The organism is Planktothrix sp. (genome assembly GCF_046067725.1).
GTDB lineage: Bacteria > Cyanobacteriota > Cyanobacteriia > Cyanobacteriales > Microcoleaceae > Planktothrix.
This window is the reverse complement of sequence record NZ_JBJUDF010000260.1, coordinates 1-16,905: the sequence shown is the minus strand read 5'-3', so window position 1 is coordinate 16,905 and position 16,905 is coordinate 1. Positions and strand designations below refer to the sequence as shown.

The 16,905-nt window shown below is 38.9% G+C and carries 15 protein-coding genes and 1 pseudogene; 11 read left to right on the top strand and 5 right to left on the bottom strand.

Annotated elements, in window-relative coordinates:
- Positions 1–41 precede the first annotated feature (41 nt).
- The 7 genes from ACKPEB_RS16115 (at position 42) to ACKPEB_RS16085 (ending at position 9,562) form a co-directional block, all read left to right on the top strand.
- On the top strand, positions 42–5,207 hold the full coding sequence (locus ACKPEB_RS16115; RefSeq protein ID WP_408965969.1) for a PAS domain S-box protein: 5,166 nt from the start codon (positions 42–44) through the stop codon (positions 5,205–5,207).
- Entirely contained in the window at positions 5,204–5,584 is a 381-nt protein-coding gene (locus tag ACKPEB_RS16110; protein WP_408965968.1) for a response regulator, read from the top strand. Before ACKPEB_RS16115 ends, ACKPEB_RS16110 begins: the two co-directional genes overlap by 4 nt.
- Positions 5,585–5,861: 277 nt before the next feature.
- Positions 5,862–6,308: a hypothetical protein gene (locus tag ACKPEB_RS16105; RefSeq protein ID WP_408967622.1), complete on the top strand. Its 447-nt coding sequence runs from the start codon at positions 5,862–5,864 to the stop codon at positions 6,306–6,308.
- Between the two features lie 99 nt (positions 6,309–6,407).
- Positions 6,408–6,647: a hypothetical protein gene (locus ACKPEB_RS16100; RefSeq protein WP_408965966.1), complete on the top strand. Its 240-nt coding sequence runs from the start codon at positions 6,408–6,410 to the stop codon at positions 6,645–6,647.
- 23 nt (positions 6,648–6,670) lie between these two features.
- Entirely contained in the window at positions 6,671–8,581 is a 1,911-nt protein-coding gene (locus tag ACKPEB_RS16095) for a putative bifunctional diguanylate cyclase/phosphodiesterase (RefSeq protein WP_408965965.1), read from the top strand.
- Positions 8,582–8,614: 33 nt separating this feature from the next.
- Entirely contained in the window at positions 8,615–8,947 is a 333-nt protein-coding gene (locus ACKPEB_RS16090) for a heavy metal-binding domain-containing protein (RefSeq protein WP_408965964.1), read from the top strand.
- A gap of 99 nt (positions 8,948–9,046) precedes the next feature.
- Positions 9,047–9,562, top strand: a complete 516-nt coding sequence (locus ACKPEB_RS16085) for a hypothetical protein (protein WP_408965963.1) — start codon at positions 9,047–9,049, stop codon at positions 9,560–9,562.
- Between the two features lie 80 nt (positions 9,563–9,642).
- Here the strand turns inward: ACKPEB_RS16085 and ACKPEB_RS16080 are convergent, their stop codons facing one another.
- The 3 genes from ACKPEB_RS16080 to ACKPEB_RS16070 form a co-directional block, all read right to left on the bottom strand.
- Positions 9,643–10,257, bottom strand: coding sequence for a 7-carboxy-7-deazaguanine synthase QueE (locus tag ACKPEB_RS16080; RefSeq protein WP_408965962.1), 615 nt, complete (start codon positions 10,255–10,257; stop codon positions 9,643–9,645).
- A gap of 15 nt (positions 10,258–10,272) precedes the next feature.
- Entirely contained in the window at positions 10,273–10,641 is a 369-nt protein-coding gene (locus tag ACKPEB_RS16075; RefSeq protein WP_408965961.1) for a translation initiation factor, read from the bottom strand.
- 86 nt (positions 10,642–10,727) lie between these two features.
- Positions 10,728–11,300, bottom strand: coding sequence for a pentapeptide repeat-containing protein (locus ACKPEB_RS16070; RefSeq protein ID WP_408965960.1), 573 nt, complete (start codon positions 11,298–11,300; stop codon positions 10,728–10,730).
- Positions 11,301–11,668: 368 nt separating this feature from the next.
- Here ACKPEB_RS16070 and ACKPEB_RS16065 point away from each other — a divergent pair, with 368 nt between their 5' ends.
- Positions 11,669–11,962: an HU family DNA-binding protein gene (locus tag ACKPEB_RS16065; RefSeq protein WP_408965959.1), complete on the top strand. Its 294-nt coding sequence runs from the start codon at positions 11,669–11,671 to the stop codon at positions 11,960–11,962.
- A 339-nt stretch (positions 11,963–12,301) separates the two neighbouring features.
- On the opposite strand, the gene asnS is transcribed toward ACKPEB_RS16065, so the two are convergent.
- Positions 12,302–13,693, bottom strand: a complete 1,392-nt coding sequence (asnS, locus tag ACKPEB_RS16060) for an asparagine--tRNA ligase (protein ID WP_408965958.1) — start codon at positions 13,691–13,693, stop codon at positions 12,302–12,304.
- 66 nt (positions 13,694–13,759) lie between these two features.
- Positions 13,760–14,482, bottom strand: coding sequence for a riboflavin synthase (gene ribE / locus ACKPEB_RS16055; protein ID WP_408965957.1), 723 nt, complete (start codon positions 14,480–14,482; stop codon positions 13,760–13,762).
- 161 nt (positions 14,483–14,643) lie between these two features.
- Between ribE and ACKPEB_RS16050 the strand changes: the two genes are divergently transcribed.
- The 3 genes and pseudogenes from ACKPEB_RS16050 to ACKPEB_RS16040 all read left to right on the top strand — a co-directional run.
- Positions 14,644–15,153 carry a bifunctional nuclease family protein gene (locus ACKPEB_RS16050; RefSeq protein WP_193871055.1) on the top strand — a complete coding sequence of 170 codons (510 nt, stop codon included), beginning with the start codon at positions 14,644–14,646 and terminating at the stop codon, positions 15,151–15,153.
- Positions 15,154–15,232: 79 nt separating this feature from the next.
- Complete coding sequence (locus ACKPEB_RS16045) at positions 15,233–16,354, top strand: aldo/keto reductase (RefSeq protein ID WP_408965956.1); 1,122 nt, start codon at positions 15,233–15,235, stop codon at positions 16,352–16,354.
- A gap of 82 nt (positions 16,355–16,436) precedes the next feature.
- Positions 16,437–16,905 (top strand): annotated as a pseudogene (locus ACKPEB_RS16040) (D-alanine--D-alanine ligase); the annotation flags it as partial.

The window sequence follows — 16,905 nt, the reverse complement described above, 5'->3', positions numbered from 1 at the left end:
AAATGTTTGGGTTAAACTTAATCTTAATTTAACAATTACCTATGGCTATTTCAGACGTTTTCCCTCCCCATTCTCATCGAAACTATGAAGTGATCTATCCCTCAAGTTGGGACACACCCTGGGAAATTAACCAACTCTTAGGAGTCCTTCAGGATTTGATTCTGATTGTGGATTGTGAGCGTCAAGAAATTCAAGTTTTACCGACTCAAGCCTCTACTAATTTAATCCCTGAATTCAACTGGATTGAGTTCATCATTGAACAATTACAAAAACAGGAATCGTCTGATCAATCTACTTCAATGATTGAAGCCGTTTTAAGCAGTCAAACAGCCAATCAAATCGTCTATCAATACCATCAGGAGCAAAAAAATTATTATATTTTAGTGGAAATTTATCCTTTATCAAAAACAGCTATTATGGCAGTTTGTAAGGATCTTAGCCAATGTCTGGAAGTGCAAAGGGTTCTACATAACTCATCTCAGCCAAGTGAGACTAAAGCCTCAGCCCCTGGATTACAAATGACCCAGGAATGTTTAAGAAAACAAATTGAAGAACGACAACGAATTGAAAGCCAACTACAAGCTCGAAAAATCGAATTAGAAACCTTAATTGATAATGCTGGGGATTCTATTGTCAGAATTGATCAGAAATTGCGTTATCTGTATGCAAATCGTAAAGTAGCTTTTGTATTCGGAATTTCCCCCAAAAAAATGTTAGGAAAAACGAACCGAGAATTAGGACTTCCTTTGTCAGTTTGTAAACAGTGGGATTGGCACGCTCAACTGGTTTTAGATACAGGTCAACCCCAACAATTTCAATTTGATTTAGAAACCGGTGAAGGATGGCGTTCCTTTGAAACCTTAATTGTTCCTGAACTGCAACATCAAGGAGAAATTAAAACCTTATTAGCAACAACACGAGATATTACTAAACAAAAACGCACCTTAGCCGAACTCAAACAACAAAATCAATTTTTACAGTTATTAACAGAAATCGCTTTAAAAATCCAAGAATCTTTAGAATTAGATTTAATCCTAAAAACAACTGTTGATGAAGTGCAAAAAGTCTTAAATGTTGATCGCGTTATCATATTAAAATTGAATAGTAATCGAGGCGGAACTATTGTTCAAGAAGCGGTTTTACCCCAATGGTCATCTCTGTTAGGTCAAAAAATTTTTTCTCCATATTTAAACTTGGAATCTAGGGATTCTAACTTATGTAATCAGGTGGTTAGTTTTGCCGATATAGAACAGGAGAATTTAGAATCGAGTGATTTGAAGTTAATGCAATATTTTCAGGTTAAAGCCAGTTTAATGATTCCGATTAAATTAGGAAAAGAAAATATTGATTCATCCCTAAATCAACAACAAAATCTGGCAGATTCTCAGCATAAATCCAACATTTGGGGATTTATTATCGCCCATCAATGTATAGAAAATCGACAATGGACAGCCTTAGAAACTAACTTCTTAAAACAACTGTCAGCACAAGTGGGAATTGCTTTAAGACAAGCTCAATTAATCACCGAATTAAGACAAGCCCAGCAATATTTATCCTGCCATTTTGAAAATTCTCCCTTAGCAGTTATTGAATGGGATGAACAACTGAGAATTAAACGCTGGTCATCCCAAGCTGAAAAAACCTTTGGCAAAACATCTTCTGAAATGTTAGGTCAAAATTGGTCACAATTTCAAGAAATGTTTGCAACAAATTCACAACAAGTTACTCAAGCCATGATCAACTTAATTGATGGAATAGAAACCCATCAAATTATTGAAACCCAAAATCGAACTCAAGATGGGCGAGTGATTGATTGTGAATGGTATAATTCCGTTGTTCGCGATGAAAAAGACCGTTTAGTTTCTCTATTATCTCTAGCCCAAAATGTTAGCGATCGCAAACAAACCGAACAAGCATTAGTTCAAAGTGAAGAACGATTTCGCACGATTTTTGAACAAGCCGCTGTAGGATTTGCTCTGGTCGATCCCACCGGAAAACTGATCCGAGTCAATCCACGTTATTGTGATATTACAGGATATTCTGTTGAAGAATTAATCGGTCAAAGTGTTCACGATTTAATCCATTCTGAAGAATTAGAAACCCTGAATAGGTTAGGGCAATTTCAAGAACAAGGGAGCTTAGAAACTTTCACCCTAGAAAAACAGTATATTCGCGCCACGGGTCAATTAAATTGGGTACAGATTTTTGTATCTCCCCTGAGTGAATTATGGGAAGGAAATAACTGTCTTGTCTTGGCATTAGAAGATATTCAAGAACGCAAACAAACCGAAGAAGAATTACACCGTGTTAATCGAGCTTTAAGAACCATTAGTGACTGTAATCAAGCCTTAGTGAGAGCGACAACAGAATCCGAATTACTCAATGATGTCTGCCAGATTTTAGTTCATGTTGGAGGGTATCATTTTGCTTGGGTGGGTTATCCTCAACCTACCCCAGAAAAACGGATTATTCCTGTTGCTAAAGCCGGATTTGAAGCCGGATATTTAGACAATTTAACCATCACTTGGGAAGATAACCAATCGGGTCAATTGCCATCAGGAATAGCCATGAGAACAGGAAAAACTTGTGTTTTTCAAAATATTAATATCAAGGCTAATCATGCACCTTGGAAAGAGCAAGCACGACAACGGGGTTTTGCCTCCTGTATCGCTCTGCCTTTAATCATGACTTCAGACCAGCAAGACCAACATTTAGAAAAAGAATTGACTCCATTGATGATCGATTCTTTTAATCCAACTGCCTTTGGAGTTCTCAACTTATATTCCACTCAAGCCAATGCTTTTGATCAAGCCGAAGTCAAATTACTTAAAGAACTCGTTGATGATATTGTCTATGGAATTGTGGCGTTAAAAGTTCGGGCTTCCCATGCAGAAACTGAGAAAAAATTCCGACAATTAGCAGAAAATATTCATGATGTGTTTTGGATTACCAATGCCCAAGGCAATCAATTTGTTTATGTCAGTCCTGCCTATCAACAAATTTGGGGACGAAATTCAACAGAAATTTATGAAAATTTCCAAACCTTTATTAATACCATTCATCCTCAAGATCAACAGCGTGTTTTACAAGCCTTACAAAGTCCCGATGGAGGCGTCTTTGACTTAGAATATCGCATCCTGCGACCCGATGGATCTTGCCGTTGGATTTGGGATCGAGGATTTCCGATTGTGAATGAAAGCGGACAGTTAGAGCGTCGGGCAGGTATTGCTAAAGATATCACCCATCGCAAACAAACCGAGCAACTTTTACGCCAAAGTAATGAAGAATTAGAACTGCGAGTGGCTCAACGAACCGCCGAGTTAGAAACGGCGAATGAACGATTACATTTTGAATTGATGCAGCGCCATCGTACAGAATTTAAACTTAGAAAAAGTGAAGAACAATATCGAACCTTAGTGAATAATTTTCCTAATGGTGCGGTATTTTTATTTGATCTTGATTTACGCTATACTATTGCCGATGGTATGGGATTAGGGGCAAAGGGATTATCTCGATCAATGTTAGAAGGAAAAACGATTTATCAAGCTTTACCTTCTGCTTTATTAACTATTGTTGAACCCTTATATCGCTCTGCTTTAGCCGGAGAAACAAAAATTTCTGAAGTCGAATATGATGGACGCATTTATTACCATCAATCCTTGCCTGTTCGCAATGAACTCGGCGAAATTTTAGCCGGAATGGTCGTGATGCAGGATATTACCGAACGCAAACAAGCTGAAGCAGAACGAGATAAACTGATTGCGATTATTGAAGCGACTCCTGACTTTATTTCTTCGGAAAAACCAGGGGGAGAAGTGGTGTATTTTAATCAATCTGCTCGTCGCATTCTGGGTTTAAATTCTCAGGAAAAAATTAGTGATCAAAATATTATTGCCAGTCATCCCCAATGGGCAAATGATATGATTCAAAACGAAGGCATTCCCACAGCAATTCGAGAAGGAGCTTGGATTGGAGAAACAGCAATCTTTAGTTATGACGGTCGAGAAATTCCGTTATCTCAACTAATTATTGCCCATAAAAATAATGAAGGACGAGTTCATCTTTTATCAACCATTGCACGGGATATTACCGAACAGAAACAAAGTGAAGCTAATCTCAGAGAAGCTGAACGACGCTGGCGGAGTTTATTAGAGAATGTGCGGTTATTAGTCGTGGGATTAGATCGTCAAGGAAAAGTTGAATATGTTAATCCTTTTTTCCTTGAATTAACCGGGTATACTCAAACCGAAGTGTTAGGAAAAAGCTGGTTAGATAATTTTCAGCTTCCCTGCAATCAACGCCCGAATTCTATCGCTTTTGACCAGTTCTTAGACTATTATTTTAAACCGTATAATCAACAGTTGATTTTAACCAAATCCGGCGAAGAAAAAATTATTGCTTGGAATAATACCTTGTTAAAAAATTTACAAGGAGAGGCAATTGGTATGATGAGTATTGGGGAAGATATCACAGAACGATATGGGATTGAACGGATGAAAGATGAATTTATTTCCGTTGTGAGTCATGAATTAAGAACCCCATTAACGTCAATTCATGGCGGGTTAAATTTATTATCAACTCGTTTAGTAGAACCGAATTCAGAGCGAGGAAAGCACGTCATGAAAATTGCGGCTGAAAGTGCGGAACGCTTAGTGCGATTGGTTAACGATATTTTAGAATTAGAACGGTTAGAATCAGGTAAAATCTGCTTAACCAAACAAAAAGTCAATGCTGGGGATTTATTGCTGCGAGCAACGGAACAAATGCAAGTGATGGCGAATCGAAGCGGGATTAATTTAGAAGTTTATAGCCCTAATCTGGAATTTGATGCCGATTCTGATCGGATCTTACAAGTGCTGACCAATTTATTAAGTAATGCCATTAAATTTTCCGATTCCGGCGATACAATTTGCTTAAGTGTACAGGAAGAACCGACCATTAATGATGAAAAAAATCCCTCGGTGTTGTTTAAAATTCAAGACCAAGGTCGGGGAATTCCTCAAGATAAAATTGAACGCATTTTCGAGCGATTTCATCAAGTGGATGCCTCTGACTCTCGCAAAAAAGGCGGAACTGGGTTAGGATTAGCAATCTGTAGATCTATTGTGGAACAACACGGTGGTCGCATTTGGGTACAGAGTAAATTGGATGAAGGCAGTTGTTTTTACTTTACCCTTCCTATGGATATTAACAGAGGTGAATCATGACCATAAAGCGAATTTTAATCATTGATGATGATGACGGTGTACGGGATATCATTCAAATTTCCCTGGAAGTTGCGGGAGGTTGGGAAGTCATGACCGCCTGTTGTGGTAGTGAAGGTTTACAATTAGCCCAAAGTGAACAACCGGATGCAATTTTGTTGGATGTCATGATGCCGGATATGGATGGCGCAACCACATTCAAACGTTTACAAGCCAACCCAGCCACTCAAAAAATCCCGACGATTTTGTTAACAGCTAAAGCCAAAATTAGTGAAAAACAACAATTTATTGAACTGGGTGTAACGGGGGTGATTACTAAACCCTTTGAAGCAATGGATTTAGTGGAGCAAATTCGCACACTCCTACAATGGACGGATTAAATAGTAACAAATTATTACAACCTCAAGTCTGGGATTCATTGCTCACAAAATCCTCACATTTATTGTTTACAGTTCAATTATCAGCAATAACATGAACCCGGTTGAACTGTATTCCATGTATTTAACCTCTATCAATCCAACTTGGGTTAACCATACCCGATCGTCAATTGATTCTTGCCCTCAATCCTCTAGGAGTGAGTGTCCAGTTATCCCATTTTCGACCTCCCAATCACCCAGTCAACATTCTTGTAATGTTCATGTTTTAGAACAGGAGGATGTGATGCTTTCATGGGGTCGAAATCCAGAAAATCACTGTGATGTTGAAGAATCTTATATAGCATTAGCTGTTGATATTTTACGAGTCCAAGACCGTGAATCGATTCAAGCTTTGAAAGATTTTTTAACGGTTTTACCCAATCCTCGTTTTATAGAAAATGTTTTAATCGTGGCAATTTATCAATTGGCAGAGATTGATTCTGAAGCTTGCCGTTGGATTTTACGTCATTCAAGTTATTTAATGCCAGAGCTAGATGTCAAAAGTTATGCCCTTCAATGGGTTTATTTAAAACTCCGTACCCAAGGTTTGAAATTCAATCAAGATTTCCAATTCGGAGAAACCCCAGCCCTTCAACTAACAGAACAGGCTCAATTAGCTTTAAGCCATAATCTTTGTATGGGCGATCGCTTAATTCTCCAAGAAATCTTAAGTCTTCACATTGTATAACTTGATTACTAGGGCTTTCTTCAATTATTAACGCCAGTTATTACCTGTAAATTGTTTAATTTTTTTTATTGTTTAAGCGTAAATTTTGAGGAGTCGATTATGTCCAATGCGATTTGTCCCTGTTGTTCATCCATTCTTCTGCGCCATATCCGACCTACCGGAATTTATTGGTACTGTAGTCATTGTCATCAAGAAATGCCGAATTTATTCCAAAGCTTTCGAGTAAGCTCAAAAGCTCAAATCTCTTTATCTTTAGTGGAAGAAAACTCAAATTTTCCACAGAATTACATTGACTTTAAACATCAAATTAATTGGCTAAATGTGGCGAATTCTGCTTGATTTTTGTACTTTTGCTAAAACTCATGAAACTCCTTGATCAACGGCTAAATTTTTATCATTTAGAATGGAACCCAATCGTTCAGCTTGGGAAAAATCTTGTTCATTCCTTTATGATTCTGTTGGGTTTACTTGGAAATATCCTTTTATTCAAAAAAATAGTATTATTGATCACTGATTTCTTAAGACCCGATAACCTGACTCGTTTTTGGGCAAACCAAGATTTAAAACAAGCGTTACAACGGTCATACAAAGAATTGTCTGATTTTAAATTTGCCCTGGATCAATCTTCAATTGTTGCGATTACAGATGCCCAAGGATTAATTACCTATGCTAACGATAAATTTTGCGAAATTTCTAAATATTCCAGAGAAGAGTTGATTGGAAAAAATCATCAACTGGTCAATTCTAACTATCATTCTAAACATTTTTTTAAAACCCTTTGGTTAACGCTGCAATCAGGAAAAATTTGGAAAGGAGAAATTCGCAATCAAGCCAAGGATGGCACTTACTATTGGGTAGATACAACTATTGTTCCCTTTTTAAATGATCAAGGTAAACCTTATCAATATATTGCGATTCGCAATGATATTACTGAACGAAAAAAAGCCGAATATCAACTTTTATATGATGTGTTTCATGATCGATTAACCGGATTAGCTAATCGAAGTTTATTCATTAATGAAATCGAAAAATGTATGGAACAAGTTCAAAAATATCCTGATGATTTATTTGCTGTCTTATGTTTAGATTTAGATCGCTTTAAAATCGTTAATGATAGCTTAGGACGTACCGTAGGAGATCAATTACTGATTGCATTTGCCCATTTACTACAATCCTTAATCTCTTACCCCAATATTGTCGCTCGTTTAGGCGGAGATGAATTTGCGATTTTACTTAAATCCATTCAATCTCCCTTAGAAGCCATTGACCTTGCTAAAAATATTAATCAAATCTTGACTAATCCCTTTGAAATTGGGGACTATCAAGTTTTTAAAACTACCAGTATTGGCATTGTTTTAGGCACAAACCATTATTTTCAAGCGGAAAATGTTCTCAGAGATGCTGATATTGCCATGCACCAAGCCAAAGAAAGAGGCAAAGGATGTTTAGAAATTTTTGATAAAGAAATTCATGATCAAGCCTTAGTTAAAATGCAGTTAGAGATTGAACTGCGACAAGCTCTGATTAATCAAGAATTTGTGGTTTATTATCAACCGATTGTTAATTTAAAAACGGGTAAAATAACAGGATTTGAAGCCTTAGTTCGTTGGCAACATCCCCAACGAGGGATGATTTCTCCAGCAGAATTTATTCCCCTCGCTGAAGAAACAGGATTAATTGTTCCCATTGGAAACTGGGTACTTCAAACAGCGTGTCAACAACTCAAACAATGGCAAAATTCAACCTTAATTCAGAGTTCTCTTCATCCTTTAACGTTAAATGTTAATTTTTCAGCAAAACAATTTCATTTGTCTAATGTGATTGAGATTGTTGAAGCCATTTTACGATCAACTCACATTTCTCTGAAAGATCTAAAAATAGAATTAACCGAGAGCGTTTTGATTAATGATCATAAAACCCTCGAAGGCATTGATCAACTTAAATCCTATGAAATTGGCTTAAGCATTGATGATTTTGGTACAGGCTATTCTTCCCTCAGCTATCTGCACCGCTTCCCGTTAGACACCTTAAAAATTGATCGATCTTTTATTCAAAATATCGGTGAACAAGGTCGGCAAACCGAGATTGTCTTAGCAATTATTAGTTTAGCCCATAACTTAGGAATGGATGTTGTCGCCGAAGGCGTTGAAACCGAAGAACAATTAAATCAACTGCGACTGTTTAAGTGTGAATATGGACAAGGTTATTTATTCTCTAAACCGATGGGTGCAGAAGCCACTGAAGCTTTGTTATGTTCTAATCCTCAATGGTAAAATTAACAATTATCGTTAATTGAGGATTCAGAAATGATTCTAACAACAACCAGCACCTTGCAGGGTAAAGAAATTATTGAATATTATGGCGTTGTTAGTGGAGAAGCTATTTTAGGTGCTAATATTATCCGCGACTTTTTTGCCGGAATTCGAGATATCGTGGGGGGGCGCGCCGCCGCTTATGAACAATCCCTGCGAGAAGCTAAAGAAATCGCTATGCTAGAAATGATTGAAGAAGCCAAAGCATTAGGAGCAAATGGCATTATTGGCATTGATCTTGATTATGAAACCGTGAGTGATGGAATGTTGATGGTGGCAGCCAGTGGTACGGCGATTAAATGGATTGAACAGAAAATTTCTGTCTAAAGTTTAATGTCAAGATTGCTAAATTTTGCTAGAATTTTAGCAAAATTTGGAATTGATTTCCAAACATAAAATATGATTCAATTCCCATCAGGAGAAAAAATGGCTGATAACAGACTTCGTAACTTTTTAATTGGGGCTGGAATTGTCACTGCGGGTGCAATTGGAACCAAAATGGCTGTTGATTATTTCAAAAATCGAGGCAAAGAAGAGGTAGTAGATGAAAGTCAAGGAGATGCGATTGCAGCCTCTCCAGAACAGGTGAGTTATGCTGTAGTTCAACCCAGTTCTGTACAAAGCTTTTTAGATGCCAGTTTTGGCGAACCCGGTCGTTATGTTCCCATTCGAGAACCGAAAGTCTTTGATTATCAAGGACAACAATATATGGTGATTTGGGCTCAGGATAATAAAAAAGATAAAAATCAAATGATGGCTTTTCAATACACTGACCAAGGCCGGAAAATGATTGCTAGTGTTGGATATACCGCCACGAAAACTGATTACAATCTTTCCACCCTCAGCAGTACCCCTTTTGCCGTGCAAGTCAATGGCCAAAAATTAACCTCTGGTCAGGGGGAAACAGGCGGAAGCAATGATGTTGATTTTGTTTTAGCCTAACCCCGTAGAGGCGTGCCACGGCGCGTCTCTCTACTTTTCCTAATTCTGATTTTCTTTCCTGAAATTCGATTCTTCGTTGCTTAAGGAACGTTTAAATATTTATGAAGCTGCACGGATAACCGATAGTGAGGAAATTGTTTTAATAAGTCTAACACTAAAGGAAAGGTGCGATCGCGTTGAGTCCATTCGGGTTGTAAAAATACGGGAATTTGGGGATTAAGCTCTAAATATTGAGCATAAAATTCTAATTCTGTTCCTGTTTCAATCACTAATTTAATTTCTGACGCTCGTTTCCACATGAACGGCACAACCGGATATTTTGGATTAACATGATGTTTCGGACTTAATGTTACCCAAACCGAATCAGAAATTGGTTGCCAAAAGGAACCGGATGTTTCAATAGAAACAGTTCTTCCCGTTGCTTCAATGGTATTAATTAAGGCAGGAAGTTGAGCATAAATAAACGGTTCTCCCCCAGAAATAACAACCCTAGTAGAGCGCAATTCTGCCATTAAATCCTCAAACGAACGAACTTGACGGGGTAAATTCATCCCCCCATCTCCATAACCCGTATCACACCAAGGACAACCCACCGGACACCCAGCTAAACGAATAAAATCCACTGGGGTTCCCACCCAATACCCTTCACCTTGAATCGTAGATTGAAAGGTTTCATGAACTGGAATTTCAAACATCAAGATATTACTAATTTATCCTCCACTAATTTTAGCTTTATATCCTAATTTTATCAGAAGTTCTAACACTTTTTGACGATGATCGCCTTGAATTTCAATGGTATTTTCTTTGACCGTTCCTCCGGCTCCGCATTGAGTTTTCAACTGTTTAACTAACCCTTCTAATGTTTCCGGTTGAGTTTGAAATCCACTAATGACCGTCACAGTTTTTCCCTTCCGTCCTGAACGAGTCGCCTGAACTTTCAAATTTTGTTGATTAGGGGGAAGATCAGGAAGGGCACGTTCTAAAGCAGGTGAGTTTGCAGATTCTCCAAACTCCGAATAAACCACCCGGTTTTTACCCGAATTCTGATGCTCCTGAGATTGATGTTTTGAAGTAGCCATAAGCGTGACAAAAATAAGAGTTTAAGATGAGGAAAAAGGCAAAAACCGAACAATAGTTTTTGCCCGTTTCCCAAGAAATAAAGCCATTAATTGTTAATACCCTTGAGATTCTTGGGAACTTCCCATAAAATAGCTCCGCGCTGTTTGAGAATACTCACTAAATCTATATCCATATTAATTGCATCAGTAAAATTAGCATTCTGAACAACAGCATCTGTGAGGTTAACGTCTTTTAAATTCACCCCTTTAAGATTTCCATGACTTAAATTGGCTTCTACTAAATCTGCTTTTAATAAAGTTGCTCGACTGAGATCAGCATAACTCAAATTGGCATCGGATAACGTCGCCCCACTTAAATCAGCCCCACTTAAATCAGCCCCACTCAAATCAGCCCCACTTAAATCAGCCCGTGTCAGGTTAGCCCCACTGAGATTAGCCCCACTTAAATTGGCACAATATAGGTTAGCACCAATGAGATTAGCATTATATAAACTGACTCCTATTAAATTGGCTCGAAATAAGTTCGCCCGAAACAAGTTACATCGAAATAAACTCGCCCCACTTAGGTCAGCATTATTCAAATCAGCCCGAAACAAGTCTGTATCCCGAAAATCTCGTTTCCCAGCCGCATAAGCTATCAAAAGTTCTTCAGCCGTCATAGTCCATCTTCTCAAGTCTAGGGTCTTCCCCATTGTCACAAACCCAAAAGCCAGAAATAAGAAATAAGAATTAAAAATTAAGAATTTCCATCCTCAACGGTCAGCCCTCTGAAGAATTTATGCAAATTGGGTTACAACTCCCTCAAATCAATGTTAATCTCTGAAAAGGCGGTAAATGAGTGTTTTGTCGGAATGACTCCCCATAATCGACTGGCAAAGCCGACGGAGAACCGAGACACAGAATTTCACTGCGGATTGAGGGATATGAGGTAGTTTAGCCTTGCCAAATGCTGATCAGGTTGTGCTAGAACTGCCATCAGCCTTAATATTTGCAGACTGACTCACACAATTCAGGAGGTTCACATCAGATGAATAAAGAACAACTCGTTCAAGCCACGGCGATTAAAGCAGGCGTTACTAAAAAGCAAGCTGATTTAATCATTTCAGCCATTTGTGATTCCATTATGGAAGCGGTGGCGGATGGAGAAAAAGTGACCTTAGTGGGTTTTGGGTCATTTGAAGCCAGAGAACGTAAAGCTCGTGAAGGTCGTAACCCCAGCACTGGGGAACCGATGACCATTCCAGCGACAACGGTTCCGGTGTTCTCTGCGGGTAAAGCGTTCAAAGAGATGGTTTCCGGCGTTTCTGACGAAGTGGCTTAAACTCTGAACCTCATTCTCCTTATCCCCATTAGGAACAGGGAACAGCCAGAAAAAAAATGTTACTCTCGTTCTGATAATTTCTATAGAATGTTTCCCACGCTATACTCACTTTATTAGCGTGGGATTATTGTTTCAATGGGACTTCAACTTCATACTGTTATTCCTTGGGGTCGCAATTTTAACGAATATATGAATTCCAAAAAAACGGAAATCAAATGTTAAAAATCAACAAATACCCGTAGGGTGCGTAAGCATAAGCGCACGCACCATATTGATAATTCGTAATTCGTAATTCATAATTAGAACCCTTATAAGGCGGGAAAACCCCGCCCCTACGGATTAGAATTCAATGGTTTGAGGTGCTCTGGGGAAAGGAATCACATCTCGAATATTCCCCATCCCGGTCATAAATTGTACCACTCGATCAAATCCTAATCCGAATCCCGCATGGGGGACAGTTCCATATTTTCGTAATTCCAAATACCACCATAATTCCTCCGGGTTTATCCCTAATGTTTTCATTCTGTTTTCTAATAAATCCAACCGTTCTTCCCGTTGGGAACCGCCGACAATTTCTCCAATTTTAGGAGCTAAAACATCCATCGCCCTAACGGTTTTTCCATCCTCATTTAAACGCATATAAAAAGCTTTAATGTCTTTGGGATAGTCCGTAACAATCACCGGCTTTTTAAAGTATTCTTCCGCTAAATAACGTTCATGTTCCGATTGTAAATCTAAGCCCCAACTGACGGGATACTCAAATTTTTTATCAGCTTTTTCTAAAAGTGCAATTGCTTCGGTATAAGTAATCCGTCCAAACTCATTATTAATAATATTATGAGCCGTTTCTAACACCGATTTATCAATCCGTTCATTAAAAAATTCCATATCTTCAGGACATTGTTCTAACACGGATTTAAAGATATGTTTGAGAAAGGCTTCTGCTAAATCCATATCTCCTTCTAAATCACAGAATGCCATTTCCGGTTCTATCATCCAAAATTCGGCTAAATGGCGAGAGGTATTAGAATTTTCGGCTCGAAATGTGGGGCCAAACGTATACACATTCCCAAACGCCATCGCCATAATTTCTGCTTCTAATTGCCCACTAACGGTTAAATAAGCGGGTTTTCCAAAGAAATCTTGACTATAATCGACCTGTTGAGATTCGGTTAGGGGAATATCCTTTAATTTAAAATTCGTCACACTAAACATTTCCCCCGCCCCTTCACAATCACTAGAGGTAATAATAGGGGTATGAACCCATAAAAAACCCCGTTCTTGGAAGAAGTTATGCACCGCAGCCGCACAAGCATTCCTAACCCGAAAAACCGCCCCTAATGTATTCGTTCTAGCTCGTAAATGTCCGATAGTGCGTAAAAATTCAAAGGAATGACGCTTTTTCTGTAAGGGATAGGTTTCTGCGTCCGCATCCCCATAAATTTTAATTTCAGACGCTTTTAATTCAATCCGTTGACCCTTGGCGGGTGACTCGACTAATACCCCCGAAATTTCTACGGATGTCCCTGTATTGAGTTGTTTTAAAATCGTCTCATACTCTGCTAAATCAGGGTTTAATACGACTTGCAAATTTGCCAAAGCCGAACCATCATTAATTTCCACAAAGGCAAATTCTTTTAATTCCCGTTTGGTTCTCACCCAACCTTGAACCGTCACCGTTTCGTTAGGTTGACCTGCTCTCAACAATTGAATAATTCTACTCACGGTCATGTGATTGTATCCTTTTTTTCAGTGATTTGTTGGGGCGAGGTTCTCCCGCCCATCATCAGTTATTAGTCAACTAAATCCATGTTCTGCTAGAAACTCTGGAGTAATCTCCTCTAAGGTGGAAATCGCTGGAATATTATTATAACTTTCCAGGGGATTCAAGTTGCTTTTGAGGTAACTTTGCAGAAATTTTCCGACATATTTTCCTAAAATATCGGCTTCAATATTAACCCAACTTCCCGGCTGTAAATCTTTTAAATTCGTTTCTTGATAACTATGGGGAATAACCGCCACTTGAAACCAACGACCCTCAAGATCACAATCAGAAATTGTTAAACTAATACCATTGATGGCAATACTTCCTTTTGTAACAATATAAGGAGCGATTTGACGTTGCCAAATAGTGGCAGCACTCGCAGGAGCGGAAAAGCGCATTTCCCAAGAAGTTGCTGTTGGAAAAACCGACTGAAGACACCCCACCCCATCGACGTGACCCGTGACAAAGTGCCCTCCTAACTTACTTCCAGCCCGCAGGGATGTTTCTAAGTTAAAATAACCTTCTAAACTTTGTCCGAGTTTCGTCCGATTTAAGGTTTCAGGAGACGCCGTTGCGATAAACCCCCGGTCGCGAATGTCCACCACCGTTAGACAAACTCCATCGACAGCCACACTATCCCCAATAGCTAAATCCTTTAAAATAAAGTTAACATCCCCTAAAACGCAACTAATCTGGAACTGATCCTGTCCTAGAGGTTGAAGAGTTCCGAGAGCTTGAATAAGTCCTGTAAACATTTGACGGTTGACGGTTGACGGTTAACGGTTGATAGACAACAAAATCCTATGTCGATTCTGACAAAAATCAAGGCATACTGGAATGGAGGTGGTCTGGTGTGTCAAAAGCTTAACCACTGAGTTTGTCGAGAGTATTTGATAGAGAGGCTAAGGCTAAACCAATGATTGAAATGAAAGTCGCTGGAATTGCACTCGACGCCGCTACACGCAGCCCTATTATTTTACTGCGGGATGCGGTCGAAAGACGTGCTTTACCGATTTATGTGGGTCAAGATCAAGCAAAGTCCATCCTCGGTGCTTTAGAAAATCACAAACCACCCCGACCCCTGACCCATGATTTATTTGTGAATCTTCTCGAAACTTGGGATATGACTCTGGAGAAAATTGTCATTCATTCCTTGCAAGATAGCACGTTTTATGCAGTATTAATTGTTCGTCAAGGAGAAATTAGAAAAGAAATTGATGCCCGTCCGAGTGATGCAATTTCGATTGCTTTACGCACCGATAGCCCAATTTGGGTGATGGAAGAAGTGATTGCAGATGCTTCAATTCCGGTGGATAGGGATGCAGATGAAGCTGAACGTCGCGCCTTTCGAGACTTTGTATCAAATTTGAGTCCCTCTGATTTAATCAAACGTTCAGAACTGAATAAAACGGATGAAATTCAATAACCGGGGTGTAAAATTTAGGGTGCGCGTTCGGGACTCCCACGCACCATTTTTGAACTAACAATCGGTTCATCAATCAACAATGCGTTATAGACGGTTTGGCAAAACGAACCTCCATCTTTCTGTCTTTTCCTTGGGTACAATGCGCTATTTAGCATCCCCAGAAAATGCTAATTTAACCATACAAAAGGCAATTGCTCTGGGGATTAATCATATTGAAACAGCACCAGCTTATGGTCAAAGTGAGTCGTTTTTAGGTTGCGCAATATTAGCAGGTTTATCAATTGAGCGATCGCAACTTTATATTACGACTAAAATCTTACCTAATGCTAACCCTGATCAGTTAGAAAAACAAATTGATCAATCCTTGGAACGTCTGAATTTAGATTACCTCGACTGTCTCGCGATTCATGGTATTAACACCAGCGAACACCTCGAACAAACTCTTCAAGGATTATCAGGCGTTGAAAAAGCGATCACAGATGGTCGAGTTCATCATTTAGGCTTTTCCACCCATGCGCCCCTAGAGGTGATTTTAGCTGCTATCAAAACCGATTTATTTCAATTTGTCAATCTGCATTATTACTATTTTTTCCAACGAAATGCTCCCGCCATTGAGTTAGCTTTTCAAAAAGATATGGGGATTTTTATTATTTCTCCTGGGGATAAAGGCGGACAACTTTATACTCCCTCGGAAACGTTAAAAACCCTTTGTGATCCGATTTTTCCCTTAACTTTAACCTATCGTTTTTTATTGAGTGATTCTCGGATTACCACCTTAAGTTTAGGGGCGGCGAATCCCCATGAATTAGACGAACCTTTAAAAGTTGCGGATCAAGACGGTGAATTAACCTCAGAAGAACTGGCTATTTTTGAACGATTAAACACTCAAAAAATAGAACAATTAGGAACCGATTTATGCAGTCAATGTTATCAGTGTTTACCTTGTCCTGAACAGATTAATATTCCCGAAGTTTTACGGTTAAGAAATTTAACTATTGCTTATGAAATGACCGAGTTTGGCAAATATCGTTATCGAATGTTTGAAAATGCAGGTCACTGGTTTCCGGGTCGTAAAGCCATTCATTGTACGGACTGTGGCGACTGTTTACCTCGTTGTCCTGAACAATTAGACATTCCCACTTTATTAAGAGATACCCATGAACGTCTTAAAGGAAAAGAAGGGAGAAGACTTTGGGAATAAGGAGAGCAGGGGACTCTACTCCTCCTGCTCCCGATTCCCTGCTATAGTATTCCGAGAAATTTGAAACTGCATTTAGAGTAATATGACTAAATTACGGGTAGGATTGCTATTTGGTGGGTGTTCCGGCGAACATGAAGTTTCCATTAGTTCTGCTAGAGCGATCGCAAAAGCCTTAACAACTGATGAGAATGCAAATCGATATGAACTGCTACCCGTATATATTCAAAAAGATGGGGTTTGGAAAGACAGGGAAATTGCTCAACCCGTTTTAGACTCAGGAAAACCTCTGTTGATTACCGATGAAGCTCGACCGGGTGATCGCATTCCCCAGAATATTAATCTATCAGAAATTGATGTTTGGTTTCCGATTTTACATGGCCCTAATGGAGAAGATGGAACCATCCAAGGATTATTAACGTTAATGCAGGTTCCTTTTGTGGGTTCTGGGGTTTTGGGTTCGGCAATGGGAATGGATAAAATTGCGATGAAAATGGCATTTTCTCAAGCCGGTTTGCCCCAAGTTAAATATCAGTTGGTGATGCGATCGCAAA